The organism is Microbacterium fluminis (genome assembly GCF_051549805.1).
Taxonomy (GTDB): Bacteria; Actinomycetota; Actinomycetes; order Actinomycetales; family Microbacteriaceae; genus Microbacterium.
Genome location: NZ_CP196042.1, coordinates 1,224,766 through 1,239,360, shown reverse-complemented (window position 1 = coordinate 1,239,360; position 14,595 = coordinate 1,224,766). Strand labels below are relative to the sequence as shown.

The following is a 14,595-nucleotide window of genomic DNA, read 5'->3' as shown; positions in this document are numbered from 1 at the left end:
TCAGGCGAGTCCTTCGGCGAGCGGGCCCAGGGTGAGCACCGGGAAGTAGGTGAGGGCGGTGATGATGATCGCGACGCCGGCGAGCAGCCCCGCGAACTGCGGACGGTGGGTGGGCAGGGTGCCGACCGTGGCCGGCACCCTGTCCTGCGCGGCGAGCGATCCGGCGAGGGCGAGCACGAACACGATCGGGACGAAGCGGCCGAGCAGCATCGCCACCCCCAGCGCGGTGTTGAACCACGGGGTGTTCGCGGTGAGGCCCGCGAACGCGGAGCCGTTGTTGTTGGCCGCCGACGTGAAGGCATACAGCACCTCGCTCAGCCCGTGCACGCCCGGGTTGAGGATCGAGGTGGCCTCGACGTCGGCGCGGATCCCGGGGATCGCGAAGCTCAGCGCGGTGCCCGCGAGCACGAGGGTCGGGGTGACCAGGATGTAGAGCGAGGCGAGCTTGATCTCGCGCGGCCCGATCCTCTTGCCGAGGTACTCCGGAGTCCGTCCGATCAGCAGACCGCCGACGAACACCGCGATCACGGCGATCACGAGCATCCCGTAGAGCCCGGATCCCACCCCGCCCGGGGCGATCTCGCCGAGCATCATGTTGATCATCGGCAGCATGCCGCCCAGCGGCGTATAGCTGTCGAGCATCGAGTTGACGGCGCCCGTCGAGGTGAGGGTGGAGGTCGCGTCGAACAGCGTCGAGCCGGAGATGCCGAACCGCACCTCCTTGCCCTCCATCGCACCGCCGGCGAGCTGCGCCGCCGCACCGCCGGCCGAGGCTTCGATCCAGCTCAGGAGCGTGAGCGAGGCGAGGAAGATCCCGCCCATGACCGCGAGGATCGTGTACCCCTGGCGGTCGTCGCCGATGATGCGGCCGAACGTGCGCGGCAGGGAGAACGGGATCGCGAGCATCAGCACGATCTGGAGGAGGTTCGTCCACGGCGCGGGGTTCTCGAACGGGTGCGCGGAGTTGGCGTTGAAGAAGCCGCCGCCGTTGGTGCCGAGAAGCTTGATCGCCTCCTGCGAGGCCACCGGACCGCCGGGCAGCGACTGCGTCGCACCCGCCAGGGTCGAGGCATCCGTGAATCCGGCGACGTTCTGGATGACGCCTCCGGCGATCAGCGCGACCGCGGCGAGCACCGACAGCGGCAGCAGCAGGCGGTACGTGCCGCGCACGAGGTCGACCCAGAAGTTGCCGAGGGTGCCGGTGCGGCGGTACGCGAATCCGCGCACGAGGGCGATCGCCACGGCGATGCCGACGGCGGCGGACACGAAGTTCTGCACGGTGAGACCGACGGCCTGCACCGTGTAGCCGAGGGTGAGCTCGGGCGAGTACGACTGCCAGTTCGTGTTGGTGACGAACGACACGGCGGTGTTGAACGAGAGCGCCTCGCCGGGCGCCCCGAGGCCGAGCGAGTACGGCAGGAACTGCTGCAGCCGCTGCAGGGCGTACACGAACAGCACGCCGACGGCGGAGAAGAGCAGCACGCCGCGCAGGTAGGCCCGCCACGACTGCTGCGACCGCGGGTCCACGCCGATCACACGGTAGGTGCCGCGTTCGACCGCGAGGTCCTTCGTCCCGGTGTAGACGCGGGCCATGTAGTCGCCGAGCGGGCGGTACAGGAGCCCCAGCACGACGATGAGAGTCGCGGCCTGCGCGACGGCGAGCCAGATCTGCTCCGCGCTCATCAGAACTTCTCCGGCCGTACGAGGGCGATGACGAGATAGACGACGGCGGCGACGGCGAGCACCGCGCCGACGATCGAGAGAACGGTCACAGCTTCTCGACCCCCTTCGCGATCAGCGCCACGACGGCGAACACGGCGAGGGCCGCGACGACGTAGATGACATCCAGCACTTCGGACTCCTGGGACTCGCGGGCCGCGCGGACTGCTGTGCGCGCGGGCGCCTCCGCCGACGGCGGGGCACGACATCCGATGCAACCCGCAGACGGATGCCTCGACCGCCGTCCTCACGGAATCCATGCGCCGCGCCCGCGGACCCTCACGACTCCCGCACGCCCGGCGGACGTCCGGCCCCGAACGCCTCGCCGCCTCGGGCCCGCACGCCCGCGCCGTGCCCGGCCCCGCACGCCTCGCCGCGCTCCGCACGCCCGCGCCGGTGAGACCGCGCCGCCGCATCGAGACCACCGCGGTCCGCACGGGTCTCGATGCGGCAACGCGGTCTCACCCGGGCGGGGGAGGGGGGACGGGCATCGGGGAGGATGGAGGGATGTCGACCGACACCGCTCCCGCTCGCATCGTCGTGATGGGGGTCTCGGCGGCGGGCAAGACGACCGTCGGGCGGGGCGTGGCATCCGCCCTCGGCTTCTCGTTCATCGACGCCGACGACCTGCATCCGGCCGCCAACGTCGCGAAGATGGCGTCGGGCGTGCCGCTCACCGACGCCGACCGCGCGCCGTGGCTCGACGCTGTGGGTGGCGCGCTCGCCGGCTCCGACGGGGTCGTGGTCGCCTGCTCCGCGCTGCGGCGCGTCTACCGCGACCGGATCCGGGATGCCGCGCCCGACGCGTTCTTCGTGTTCCTCGACGCCGATCCCGCGATCCTGCGCGCCCGCATCGCCGCGCGCTCCGGCCATTTCATGCCGCCGGCGCTCCTCGACTCGCAGCTCGCGACCCTCGAGCCGCTCGAGCCCGATGAGGCCGGGATGCGGGTCGATGTCGCGAGTAGCCCGGAATCGGCGATCTCCTTCGCCGTGGCCGCCCTGCAGCATCCTTGACGTTCGCTCGTGAGGGGACGCAGATCGCGGTGTCGCGCGGTGCCGAGGCGACGATCCGCGTCCCTTCGCGAGCAAAGGGACGGCCGAGCGGCCGATCGGCCGGTGAGGGAAGGGACCGCCGATCGACGGCGGCCGGCGAGCGACGCGTCAGGCGGAGGGGGCGTCGGGCGGCCCGGCGGGGCGCGTCACGCGATCGTGGGAGGGCTTCGCGCCCGCCGGGATGCGTCCGGCGCGCTGATCGCCCGGAAGGGGGCGCGAGCGGCGGCCGTAGATCAGCTCCGACGAGTCGAGCAGCCACGGCACGAGGTTGATCGAGACCCCGTGCACGAGCATGAGCTGGTTGGCGATGCGCCGCGAGCGGCGATTGTGCAGCACCGACTCCCACCAGTGCCCGACGATGTACTGCGGCAGATAGACGGTCACGATCGAACTGCCGTGCTTGCGGCGGTACTCCTCGATGAACGACGCGACAGGGCTCGCGAACATGCGGTACGGCGAGTCGATCACCAGCAGCTGCACGGGGATCTCGTGCTCGCGCCACTGCCGCTGCAGTTCGTCGGTCTCCTCCTTGGTGACCGACACGTGCACCGCGAAGGTCTTCTCGTGCTTGGCCGCGAGGGCGTAGTCGATCGCCTTGATGACCGGCTTCTGCAGGCGGTTGACGAGGATCATCGCCACGTCGCCCGAGGAGCCGAAATGCGTCTCGTCATCGACGCGGATCTCATGCTCGACGTCGCGGTAGTACCGGTTCACGCCGACCATGAGCACGGCGAGGATCGGGATGGCGATGAACACGAGCCAAGCGCCGTGGGTGAACTTGGTGATCGTGACGATCAGGAGCACGAGCACGGTGAGACTCGCGCCGGCGCTGTTGATGATGAGTCCGCTGACCGCGCTCTTGCGGGTGTAGCGGCCGGACTCCTGCTCCGCGGCATCCTCCGGCAGCTGTCTGAGCTCGCGCAGCGTGCGCCGCCAATGCCGCACCATGCCGATCTGACCGAGCGAGAACGACACGAACACGCCGATGATGTAGAGCTGGATCAGCGTCGTGAGATTGGCCTGATAGATCACGAGCACCGCGATCGCCGCGAGGCCCAGGATGATCATGCCGTTGGAGTAGACGAGGCGGTCGCCGCGGGTGTTGAGCGCCTTCGGCGCGTAGCCGTCACGGGCGAGCACCGACCCGAGCAGCGGGAAGCCGTTGAACGCGGTGTTCGCGGCGAGCAGGAGCACGAGCGCGGTCGCTGCCTGGATGACGTAGAAGGGGATCGATCCCATTCCGAACGTCGCCGAGGCGACCTGCGCCATGAGGCTCGGCTGCGGGTTGTTCGCGCAGTCGAAGCCGACGAGGTGGCAGGGATCCTCCGCGTAGTGCACACCGGACACGAGCGCGAGGAGCGTGAGCCCGGCGAACAGGATGATCGCGATGCTGCCCATCAGGGTCAGTGTCATCTGGGCGTTGCGGATCTTGGGCTTGCGGAACGCCGGCACGCCGTTGGAGACCGCTTCGACACCGGTGAGCGCGGAGCAGCCGCTGGAGAACGCGCGCAGGATCAGCAGGATCACACCGGCCTGCGTGAAGCTCTCGGCCTGCACGGCGAACTGCGCGCTGGAGGCGACCGGCGGGTCGCCCAGAACGGTGCGCACCAGTCCCACCACGATCATGAGGAACACCGACCCGATGAAGAGGTAGGTCGGGACGGCGAACACGGTGGATGCTTCGCGCACGCCCCGGAGGTTCACGATCACGATGACGATGACGAACAGCACGGCCAGCTCGACGCGGAAGGAGTTGAGGAACGGCAGCGCCGAGATGATGTTGTCCACGCCCGAGGCCACCGACACCGCCACGGTCAGCACATAGTCCACCAGCAGCGCGGCGGCGACGACGACACCGGGGATCTCTCCGAGGTTCTTCGACGCGACCTCGTAGTCGCCGCCGCCCGACGGATACGCCTTGATCAGCTGACGGTAGCTCAGAACCACGACGATGAGCAGGACCACGACGGCGACGGCCACCCAGGGACTGAACGCCAGGAAGCTGAGCCCTCCGAGCATCAGGATCATGAGCAGCTCCTGCGGGGCATAGGCCACGGAGGACAGTGCGTCGGAGGCGAAGATCGGCAGGGCCATCTTCTTGGGCAGGAGCTGGTCGTCGAGCTTCTCGCTGGTGAGCGGCTCGCCGATCAGGATGCGCTTCGCGATCGGCGTCTCGACGCCGGCCTCGCGACTCTCATTGGTCACGGCGGGCGACACTACGCCTGTCCAGGTCGGGAATCAATCTGGCCGTCGGAGCGTTTCATTAACGTTCTCCTGACGGCGACGCCCGCCGGGACGCGCCGGCCCCGGTGGGCTACCGTGGGGGCATGGAGCGTCGGCGTCGAGCACTGTCCGCCCCGCTGTTCGACACGTTCGCGAACAGCGCCGCGGTGCAGGTGTTCGAGGGGGTGCTCGCGTCCATCTACGACGGCACGCTCCGGCCGGGCGACCCGGTGAGCGAGAACGACATCGCCCGACGGTACGGGCTCTCGCGGACCCCGGCGCGCGAGGCCGTGCAGCGGCTGCGCGAACTCGGACTGGTCGAGACATCCGCCGGTCGCACGTCGCGCGTCGTGCTCGTGACCGAGGCGCAGCTGCGCCACTCGCTCGTGGTCTGGCAGGCGCTGATGGCCGCCGTCGCCGACGAGGTCGCCGACCGGGTGGATGCCGCCGATCTGGAGCTCATGGAGCGGTCGGCGCAGGAGTTCCTCGACGCCGTCGGCCGCAGCGACGCGGTCGCCGCGGCCCAGGCGAACTACGACCTGTTCGACGTGCCGGTGGCGCGCTCGACCAATCCGATGCTCGTCAAGACCGTCGCACTCACGGTGCACGTGGTGCGGCTGGGCGGGCTGTCACTGCCGCGCTGGATCGACGGCCGGCTGCTCGCCGATGCCCAGCGCGCCTTCGTCGACGCGCTGGCGGCGGGCGATGCGGATGCCGCGAAGGCTGCGGTGGGCGCCGCTGCGGGCTTCCGACTCGTCGAGGACGCGTAGGGCCGAGGCCAACCTCAACGTCCTCCCCACGCTCCCTCAAGGAAATGTGAAGATGACGCCGCGGAGGATGCGGTGTCGGAGCCTTCCTGCATACTTGTGTACAGGTAGCGCAGTCGCTGCGGGGCCGGCATCCGGGGGGATACGGCCGGCATCGCAGCTGGGGCGCTGAGCTACTTCCGGCTCTTGCCGGCGGCCACTGGGGGGCCGCCGGCGAGAGCCAGAGATCACCTCACTGCACCACGCCGAGGAACTCGCGCGCCGCGACCACGAGGTTCTCGACGCCGCGATCCAGCGTCGGCTGCAGCACGGGGGCGAAGTACGGCGAGTGGTTCGTCGGGATGTCGCGCTCGAGCGTGCCGGCGGCGGAGGCATCCGCGAATCGCTGCGGGTCGACGCCGCCCCAGAACCAGTACACGAGCGACGCGCCCGATTCGCGCGCGAACCAGGAGACGTCCTCGCTGCCGGTGAACATGCCCGGGTCGAGGACCGAGTCCTCGCCGAACGCGCGACGCAGCGCGTCGGTGACACGCGCCGTCGCCTCGTCGTCGTTGATCGTCGGCGGGAGCGTGTGGACGGTGACGATCGTGGGCTCTTCGGCGCCGGATGCCGCGGCCTCCGCCCGCACGATGCGGTCGACCTTCTCGAGCACCCGGTCGCGCGCCGCGTCGTCGGGGTAGCGCAGGCTGAGCTCGAGCGTGGCCTCGGCGGGGATGATGTTGTTCTTGAGCCCCGCGTGGATCGATCCGACCGTCACCACCGCCACGTCGCGGGGGTCGATCTCGCGCGAGACGATCGTCTGCAGCCGCATGACCGTGGCGGCGGCCATCACGATGGGGTCGATCGTGGAGTGCGGCCGTGACCCGTGTCCGCCGCGGCCGTGCAGGGTCACGGTGAGCCCGTCGGAGGCGGCCATCTGCGTACCGGGACGCACCCCGACGACGCCCGTCGGCAGCGGGGTGACGTGCTGGCCGAGCACCACGTCGGGCTTCGGGAAGCGGTCGAGCACGCCGTCGGCGATCATCGCCTGCGCGCCGGCGCCGTACTCCTCCGCCGGCTGGAACACCACCACGACGGTCCCCGACCACTCGCTCTTCGTCGCGACCAGGCGCTCGACGGCGCCGAGCATCGCGGTGACGTGCATGTCGTGCCCGCACGCGTGCATCACCGGAACGTCGTTGCCCGCCGGGTCGGTGCCGCGCGCCGTGCTCGCGTACGCGAGTCCGGTCTGCTCGGCCACCGGCAGGCCGTCGGTGTCGGCACGCAGCCACACGACGGGTCCGTCGCCGTTGTCGATGCGTGCGGCGATCCCGGTCTTGCCGATGCCCTCCTGGAACGGGACGCCCAGCTCCTCGAGCTTCGCGGCGATCACCCCCGCGGTGCGGGTCTCCTGGAACGACAGTTCGGGGTGGCGGTGCAGGTCGGTGTAGATCGCTTCGAGGTCGAGGCCCATGCGCACGAGCCTACCCACGAGGCATCCGCCCCTCTCGGGGTGCCGCCGGACCGGGAGGCTCGGCGGGCGGGGCGAGGCTCAGCGCGGGGGAGGCGCGGTGGTGGCGCGCACCACGAGGCTGAAGGGGAGCGGAGCGGGAGTAGGCGGGCCGACGCCGTCCAGAAGGGCGAGCATGACGGATGCCGCCCGCCGCCCCTGCCCGGAGGGGAACTGGTCGATCGTGGTCAGCCGGAAGAAGGCGCCCATCTCGTGCCCGTCCACGCCGATCACCGACACGTCCTCCGGCACGCGTCGGCCGAGCTCGCGCGCAGCCAGCACGGCGCCGATCGCCATCTCGTCGGAGGCGGCGATGATCGCCGTCGAAGGCGTGCCGGACAGCAGCCGGCCGGCGGCGCGATGACCGCCGTCGATCGTGAAGTCGGCCGGCGCGAAGCGCGCGGGGGACAGGCTGGCTCCGGCATCCGTCATCGCGTCCTCGATCCCGCGCCGGCGCTGCGACGGGATCCGGAAGTCGCGGTCGTTCTCGGGACGCGCGCCGATGTGGGCGATGTCGCGGTGACCGAGCGCGAGCAGGTGCTCGGCGGCCGCGCGCCCGACGGCGACGTCGTCGACGGCCAGGCTCGTCATGCCCTCCTGCGCGCCGCCGACCGCCACCAGCGGCAACCCGAGCCCGACGAGGCGTTCGGTCTCGGCGCGGCCGAGCGCGATCGACACCGCGATCACCCCGTCGACCCGCTGCCGCCGAAGGAAGGTCTCGAACACCCGCAGCCGCTGGTCCGGGTCGTCCGACACGCTGTACAGCGTGAGGTCGAAGCCCGCGCGGGCGAGCTCGTCGGCGATCCCGCCCAGCACGGTGCTGAAGAACCAGCGGTCCACGTGCGGCACGAGCACGCCGATGTTGCGCGCCCTGCCGGATGCGAGGCTCGACGCCGATGCCGACACCACGTAGCCCAGCGCCGCGGCGACGGCCAGCACCCGCTCCCGCGTGCGCGGCGACACGTGCCCGCGCCCGCTCAGCGCGCGCGACACCGTGGCGGTGGACACCCCCGCGGCTTTCGCGACCTCGTCGATTCCGGCCATGGCGAGCGGATGCCTCGGTTCAGCCGATCCCGGGCGTGATCACTCGGTCTCGATCCAGACCGCGGTGTCGGTCGGAAGCATCCGTCCGTCCACCGGCTCGCTCGCCGCGACCATGCGCCCCTCGGGGAGCGCAACCGGCGCGGCGCCGAGGTTCGCGATGACCGTGACCCGGCCGTTGCGGAACGCGAGCACGTCGTCGCCGTAGCCGCCCAGCCACTCCAGGGCGCCCGCGCCGAGTCGGTGCGTCCGGCGCTCGGCGAGGAGGCCGCGATACAGGGTGAGGGTCGACAGCGGGTCGCCGACCTGCGCGTCGCGGGCGAGCCCGGCCCATTCGGAGGGCTGCGGGAGCCACGAGGCGCCGGTGGGGCTGAACCCGTACGCCGGAGCGGCGGAGTACCACGGGATGGGCACGCGGCATCCGTCCCGCCCGTACCGCTCGCCGTGCGTGCGGAACCACGTCGGGTCCTGCCGGGCGCCGTCGGGCAGGTCGATGACCTCGGGGAGGCCCAGCTCCTCGCCCTGGTACAGGTAGGCGGACCCCGGCAGCGCGAGCATGACGGTCGTCGCCGCGCGGGCACGGCGCAGGCCCAGTGTGGGGATCGGCTGGCCCGGCGAGAGCGGGCCGATGCCCGCGCCCTGCGGGTTCTCGGCCGTCAGCGCGAGCCGCGAGGCGTGCCGCACCACGTCGTGGTTCGACAGCACCCACGTGCTCGGCGCGCCCACGGCGGGGTAGGCGCGCAGCGACTCGGCGACGATGTCGCGCAGCGCCGAGGCATCCCACGCCGTCTCGAGGTAGGCGAAGTTGAACGCCTGGTGCATCTCGTCGGGGCGCACCCACAGTGCGGTCTTCTCGACTGTCGGCAGCCACGCCTCGGCGCACAGTGCGCGGTCGCCGTCGTACTCGGCGAGCAGCGCGTGCCAGTCGCGGTAGACCTCGTGCACGCCGGGCTGTGCCCAGTAGGGGACGGATGCCTCGTTGCCGCCCATCGATCCGCCGGCCGGGTCGGGCGTGTAGTCGGGGAGTCCCTCGGCCTTGATCAGGCCGTGCGCGACATCCACCCGGAAGCCGTCGACGCCGCGGTCGAGCCAGAAGCGCAGCACACGACGGAACTCGGCGCGCACCTCGGGGTTGGACCAGTCGAAGTCGGGCTGGGAGGAGTCGAACAGGTGCAGGTACCACTGACCGGGGGTGCCGTCTGACTCGGTGACCCGCGTCCAGGCGGGGCCGCCGAAGACGGACTCCCAGTTGTTCGGGGGCAGTTCGCCGTGCGCGCCCTCGCCGTCGCGGAACATGTAGCGGGCGCGGGCCGGGCTGCCGGGCGCGGCCGCGAGCGCCTCCTGGAACCACACGTGCTGGTCGGAGGAGTGGTTGGGGACGAGATCGACGATGAGGCGGATGCCGCGCTCGTGCGCGCCCGCGAGCATCGCGTCGAAGTCGGCCAGGGTGCCGAAGAGCGGGTCGACGTCGCAGTAGTCGGCGACGTCGTAGCCGGCGTCCTTCTGCGGGGAGCGCTGGAACGGGCTCAGCCAGATGGCGTCGACCCCGAGCTCTCGGAGGTCGTCGAGGTGGGCGGTCACGCCGGGCAGGTCGCCGATGCCGTCGCCGTTGGTGTCGGCGAACGAGCGGGGGTAGATCTGGTAGATGACGGCGGTGCGCCACCACTCCGCGCCGGGGGCGCTCGGCAGGGTCTCGGTGTCGGCGAGCAGCTCGGTCGAAGTCATGCGTCCAGCCTATCTGCAAGCGCTTGCACGCGGTGCGATCGCGCCCGCCTCCGCCCGCCCCCGCCTCCTCCCGGCCGCGCGGACTCCCGGCCTCCCGGCCGCGCGGCCTGGTCTCGCCGGCCGCGCCCCGCGACGCGTTCGGCGAGACCGCACTCCGGCATCGAGACACGTGCGGTCCGCGGTGGTCTCGATGCCGGAGTGCAGTCTCGCTGCGGGCGGGCGGGCGGGCGAGCGGGCGAGCGGGCGAGCGGGCGGGCGGGCGCGGGAGGGAGCGGATGCGGGCCGCCGAACTAGGCTGGGTCGGTGCCCGACACCGCTGCGCTCGACCGCGCCGAAGCCCTCATCGCGACGATCCCCGACTACCCGGAGCCGGGTGTGCTGTTCCGGGACATCACGCCGCTGCTGGCCGACGCCGACGCCGTCCGCGCGGCGATCGACGCGATGATCGAGCCGTTCGCGGGCACCTTCGACGTGGTCGCCGGAATCGAGGCGCGCGGGTTCCTGCTCGCCGGCGCCGTGGCGATCGCCGCCGGCGTGGGGCTCGTGCCGATCCGCAAGGCGGGCAAGCTGCCCCGGCCCGCGGCATCCGTCGCCTTCTCGCTCGAGTACGGCGAGGCGACCATCGAGATCCACGACGACATCGCCGCGGGCACCCGCGTGCTGCTGGTCGACGACGTGCTCGCCACCGGCGGCACGCTGCAGGCCGCCCACGAGCTGGTCGTCGCGGTCGGCGGCACCGTCGTCGGCACCGCGGTGCTGATGGAGCTCGAGGCCCTCGGCGGCCGCGCCGTCGTCGGCGACGTGCACACCGTCTTCACCGCCTGACCCCTCCTCGAGCGGTCGCAACACGCCGCGCGCTCCGCGACGCGGACGGCGAGTCGCGACCGTTCATCGCCGAGGGGACGCTCTTCGTCGTCTCCGCGGGGCCGGATGCGGCAATCCGGGTCCCCTCGGCGGAGAACCGGATGCTGCAGAGGGGGTCCCTTCGGCGGAGAGCCGGGTGCCGCGGAACGGGTCGGCGGAGGAGGCCGGCTCAGGGGCGGGTGTCGAGGACGACGTTGAGCGGCGGCTCGCCGGCGAGGAGGCGGTCGATCTGGGCGCGGACGAGCTTGGCGATGCGGGGCCGCATCGCGGTGGTCGCCCCGCCGACGTGGGGCACGATCAGCACGCCGGGCAGCGTCCACAGGGGGTGGTCGGCGGGCAGCGGTTCGGGGTGGGTCACGTCGAGGGCGGCCCGGATGCGCCCGCGACGCACGTGGTCGACGAGGGCGTCGGTGTCGATGAGGGGGCCGCGGCCGACGTTCACGACGAGCGCGCCGTCCGGGAGCGCCGCCAGCGCGGTGTCGTCGATGATGTGCCGGGTCGCCTCGCCCCCCGGCAGACTCACGATGAGCACGTCGGTGGAGGCGAGGAGTTCGTGCAGCTCGTCGACGCCGCGGACCGGCATCCCGTCCTCGTCCCGCGCGCGGCTGGCCACCGCGACGACCTCGGTCTCGAAGCCCGCCAGTCGCGCGGCGATCGCCTTGCCCACTCCGCCGTACCCGAGGAGGAGCACGCGGCGATCCGCGAGGCTCGGCCGGAACTCGCTCGCCCACGTCCCCGCCGCCTGAGCGTGGACGAAACCAGGGATGCCGCGCTGCGCGGCCAGGGCGAGGGCGACGGCCAGCTCTGCGGTCGAGGCCTCGTGCACGCTCGCGGCGTTCGCGAACACGTGCCCCGGGGGCAGCGCCTCGGCGACACCCTCGTACCCGATCGACTGGCTCTGCACGAGCCGCGTCCGCACGTCCTCCAGCCGCGGCAGGATCGCTCCGAACGACTGGTACGGCGGCACCACGAGGTCGATCCGATCGCGCGGTGCGGGGCCGTCCATCGTCCACACGAGCACCTCGACGCCGTCCGGCAGCGCGCCGAGGTCGGCCGCGAGCAGGTCGGTGGGAACCGTCACGATCAGGGGAGGGATGCCGTCGCTCACGCTCTCCACGCTATCGACACCCGAGGGCGTTCAGCGTCCCGGACTCCGCCGTCAGGCTGCGGCGCCCACGACGGCGGCGATCGCGGAGGTGAAGAACGCGAGACCGTCGACGCCCGAGCGCATCGCCGCCGCGGTGTCGGGACCGAAGCCCGGCTCGACGGCGTGCTCGGGGTGCGGCATGAGACCCACGACGTTGCCGCGCGCGTTGGTGAGACCGGCGATGTCGCGCAGCGAGCCGTTCGGGTTCACGCCGAGGTAGCGGAAGGCCACGAGGCCCTCGCCCTCGAGGCGGTCGAGCTCGGACTCCGAGGCGATGTAGCCGCCGTCGGCGTTCTTCAGCGGGATGACGATCTCGTCGCCGGCCGTGAACTCCGACGTCCAGGCGGTGTCGGCGTTCTCGACTCGCAGTCGCTGGTCGCGGCGGATGAACTGCTGGTGCGCGTTGCGGATCAGCCCGCCCGGCAGCAGGTGCGCCTCGACGAGCATCTGGAAGCCGTTGCAGATGCCGAGCACGGGCATGCCCTGGGCCGCGGCATCCTTCACCTCGCTCATGATCGGGGCGAGCGCCGCGATCGCGCCGGCGCGCAGGTAGTCGCCGTAGCTGAAGCCGCCCGGCAGCACGAGCGCGTCGACACCCTCGAGATCGTGCGAGCCGTGCCACAGGGCGACCGGCTCGGCGCCGGCGACCCGGATCGCGCGCTGCGCGTCGCGGTCGTCGAGCGATCCCGGAAAGGTGATGACGCCGATGCGGGCGGTCACTCCACGACCTCGATGCCCACCACGTCCTCGATCACCGCGTTGGAGAGGATCTCGTCGGCGATCTCGCGGGCCTTGGCCAGCACGTCCTCGCCGACCTCGCCCTCGACGGTGAGCTCGAAGCGCTTGCCGATGCGCACGCCGGTGAACTGCTCCACGCCGAGGCGCGCGAGCGCACCGGACACGGCCTTCCCCTGCGGGTCCAGCAGCTCGGCCTTGGGCATGACGTCGACGACGATGGTGGGCATTGACAAGCTCCGGATGTCTCGGGCGGCGGTTGCCTCCAGTCTACGGCCGGGGGTGGCATCCCTTCCCGTGATGCAACCGTGACCCGGTCGTGGGAGCGCTCCCTTGACGTCGTGGGAGCGCTCCCGTACCGTATCCGACATCCGCTGAGAGCGCTCTCACGGGACGGGTCGGATGCCTCCACCCGCTCCGCCGGACACCCCGCACCACACCCACACCACAAAGGAGTGATCGTGAAATCACGCGCACTGCGGCGCACCGCGGTCCTGACCGCCGCCGTATCCGTCTCTGCCCTCGTCCTCGCCGGCTGCGCTGCCGGCGGCGGCGCAGCGCCCACCGCCGACCCCAACAAGAAGATCACCCTGACGGTCGCGACCTTCAACGACTTCGGCTACACGCAGGAGCTCGTCGACGCGTACACGAAGGAGCACCCGAACGTCACGGTCCAGCTCACGAAGGCCGCCACCTCCAACGACGCCCGGGCGAACTACTTCCAGAAGCTCGGCAAGTCGGGCCTCGCCGACATCGAGGCGATCGAGGTCGACTGGGTGCCCGAGGTCATGAAGTACTCCGATCTGCTCGCCCCGGTGCCCGACGACCTCAAGGGCCGCTGGCTCGACTGGAAGGTCAAGGGCGCCACCGACAGCGCCGGCAACCTCATCGGCTACGGCACCGACATCGGTCCCGAGGGCATCTGCTACCGCTCCGACCTGTTCGCCGCCGCGGGCCTGCCCACCGACCGCGAGGCCGTCGCCGCCATGCTCAAGGGCGGATGGGACACCTACTTCGCCGCGGGCGACAAGTACGTCGCCGCGACCGGCAAGGCCTTCTTCGACTCCGCCGGCGGCACCTACCAGGGCATGATCAACCAGGTCGAGGCGGCCTATGAGGACCCGAAGTCCGGCGACATCACCGCCACCGGCAACCCCGAGGTCAAGAAGATCTACGACCAGGTGATGAAGGCCAGCGCGACGCAGTCGGCGCACCTCGGCCAGTGGTCCGACGACTGGTTCGCGGGCCTCAGCAACGGCGCGTTCGCCACGATGCTCTGCCCGGGCTGGATGCTCGGCGTGATCTCGGGCAACGCCAAGACCACCACCGGCTGGGACATCGCCAACGTCTTCCCCGGCGGCGGCGGCAACTGGGGCGGCTCGTACCTGACCGTCCCCGCCAACGGCGAGAACGTCGCGGCCGCGCAGGATCTCGCCGCCTGGCTGACCGCTCCCGAGCAGCAGATCAAGGCCTTCGCCAACGCCGGCACCTTCCCGAGCCAGAACGACGCGCTCACGTCGCCGACGCTGCTCGAGTCGACCAACGCGTACTTCAACAACGCGCCGGTGGGCACCATCCTCACCGACCGCGCCAACGCGGTCAGCGTCGCGCCGTTCAAGGGGAAGTTCTACTTCCAGATCAACGACGCCATGCAGAAGGCGCTCACCCGCGTCGAGGACGGCACGCAGGACGCCACCGCCTCGTGGGACCAGTGGGCCGCGGAAGTGAAGAACCTGAAGTAGGCAGCATCCGCTCACGACGCTTCGGCAGGCTCAGCGACCGCTGGTCCCTGAGCCTGTCGAAGGGTCACCCTCCCGTCCCCCGCAGAACGG

Annotated in this window: 13 protein-coding genes; 4 read left to right on the top strand and 9 right to left on the bottom strand. The window is 71.5% G+C overall.

From position 1 onward, the window contains the following. Positions 1 to 1,683, bottom strand: a complete 1,683-nt coding sequence (kdpA, locus tag ACSJDX_RS05845) for a potassium-transporting ATPase subunit KdpA (RefSeq protein WP_438354620.1) — start codon at positions 1,681 to 1,683, stop codon at positions 1 to 3. After that, positions 1,683 to 1,772, bottom strand: coding sequence for a K(+)-transporting ATPase subunit F (gene kdpF / locus ACSJDX_RS05840; protein ID WP_438354619.1), 90 nt, complete (start codon positions 1,770 to 1,772; stop codon positions 1,683 to 1,685). Before kdpF ends, kdpA begins: the two co-directional genes overlap by 1 nt. 454 nt (positions 1,773 to 2,226) lie before the next feature. Between kdpF and ACSJDX_RS05835 the strand changes: the two genes are divergently transcribed. After that, a complete protein-coding gene (locus ACSJDX_RS05835) occupies positions 2,227 to 2,733 on the top strand; it encodes a gluconokinase (protein ID WP_438354618.1) in 507 nt (168 codons plus the stop codon). Positions 2,734 to 2,880: 147 nt separating this feature from the next. On the opposite strand, the gene ACSJDX_RS05830 is transcribed toward ACSJDX_RS05835, so the two are convergent. Next, positions 2,881 to 4,989: an APC family permease gene (locus ACSJDX_RS05830; protein WP_438354617.1), complete on the bottom strand. Its 2,109-nt coding sequence runs from the start codon at positions 4,987 to 4,989 to the stop codon at positions 2,881 to 2,883. Positions 4,990 to 5,099: 110 nt separating this feature from the next. On the opposite strand from ACSJDX_RS05830, the gene ACSJDX_RS05825 reads away from it, so the two are divergent. Then, positions 5,100 to 5,765, top strand: a complete 666-nt coding sequence (locus ACSJDX_RS05825; protein ID WP_438354616.1) for a GntR family transcriptional regulator — start codon at positions 5,100 to 5,102, stop codon at positions 5,763 to 5,765. A gap of 229 nt (positions 5,766 to 5,994) precedes the next feature. Here the strand turns inward: ACSJDX_RS05825 and ACSJDX_RS05820 are convergent, their stop codons facing one another. From ACSJDX_RS05820 to ACSJDX_RS05810, 3 genes are all read right to left on the bottom strand, one after another. Beyond that, on the bottom strand, positions 5,995 to 7,215 hold the full coding sequence (locus tag ACSJDX_RS05820; protein ID WP_438354615.1) for an amidohydrolase: 1,221 nt from the start codon (positions 7,213 to 7,215) through the stop codon (positions 5,995 to 5,997). Positions 7,216 to 7,293: 78 nt separating this feature from the next. Continuing rightward, positions 7,294 to 8,295 (bottom strand): LacI family DNA-binding transcriptional regulator, encoded by a 1,002-nt coding sequence (locus ACSJDX_RS05815; protein ID WP_438354614.1) that lies wholly within the window; start codon positions 8,293 to 8,295, stop codon positions 7,294 to 7,296. A gap of 39 nt (positions 8,296 to 8,334) precedes the next feature. Then, positions 8,335 to 10,017, bottom strand: coding sequence for a glycoside hydrolase family 13 protein (locus ACSJDX_RS05810; protein WP_438354613.1), 1,683 nt, complete (start codon positions 10,015 to 10,017; stop codon positions 8,335 to 8,337). 303 nt (positions 10,018 to 10,320) lie between these two features. On the opposite strand from ACSJDX_RS05810, the gene ACSJDX_RS05805 reads away from it, so the two are divergent. Continuing rightward, a complete protein-coding gene (locus ACSJDX_RS05805) occupies positions 10,321 to 10,842 on the top strand; it encodes an adenine phosphoribosyltransferase (RefSeq protein ID WP_438354612.1) in 522 nt (173 codons plus the stop codon). A gap of 208 nt (positions 10,843 to 11,050) precedes the next feature. Here the strand turns inward: ACSJDX_RS05805 and ACSJDX_RS05800 are convergent, their stop codons facing one another. The 3 genes from ACSJDX_RS05800 to purS are packed head-to-tail and all read right to left on the bottom strand — an operon-like array spanning position 11,051 to position 12,993. Continuing rightward, complete coding sequence (locus tag ACSJDX_RS05800) at positions 11,051 to 11,989, bottom strand: 2-hydroxyacid dehydrogenase (protein ID WP_438354611.1); 939 nt, start codon at positions 11,987 to 11,989, stop codon at positions 11,051 to 11,053. A 51-nt stretch (positions 11,990 to 12,040) separates the two neighbouring features. Then, positions 12,041 to 12,748, bottom strand: coding sequence for a phosphoribosylformylglycinamidine synthase subunit PurQ (purQ, locus tag ACSJDX_RS05795; RefSeq protein WP_438354610.1), 708 nt, complete (start codon positions 12,746 to 12,748; stop codon positions 12,041 to 12,043). Continuing rightward, a complete protein-coding gene (purS, locus tag ACSJDX_RS05790; protein WP_438354609.1) occupies positions 12,745 to 12,993 on the bottom strand; it encodes a phosphoribosylformylglycinamidine synthase subunit PurS in 249 nt (82 codons plus the stop codon). Before purS ends, purQ begins: the two co-directional genes overlap by 4 nt. Before the next feature lie 231 nt (positions 12,994 to 13,224). On the opposite strand from purS, the gene ACSJDX_RS05785 reads away from it, so the two are divergent. Beyond that, a complete protein-coding gene (locus ACSJDX_RS05785) occupies positions 13,225 to 14,505 on the top strand; it encodes an ABC transporter substrate-binding protein (protein ID WP_438354608.1) in 1,281 nt (426 codons plus the stop codon). Positions 14,506 to 14,595: the final 90 nt, after the last annotated feature.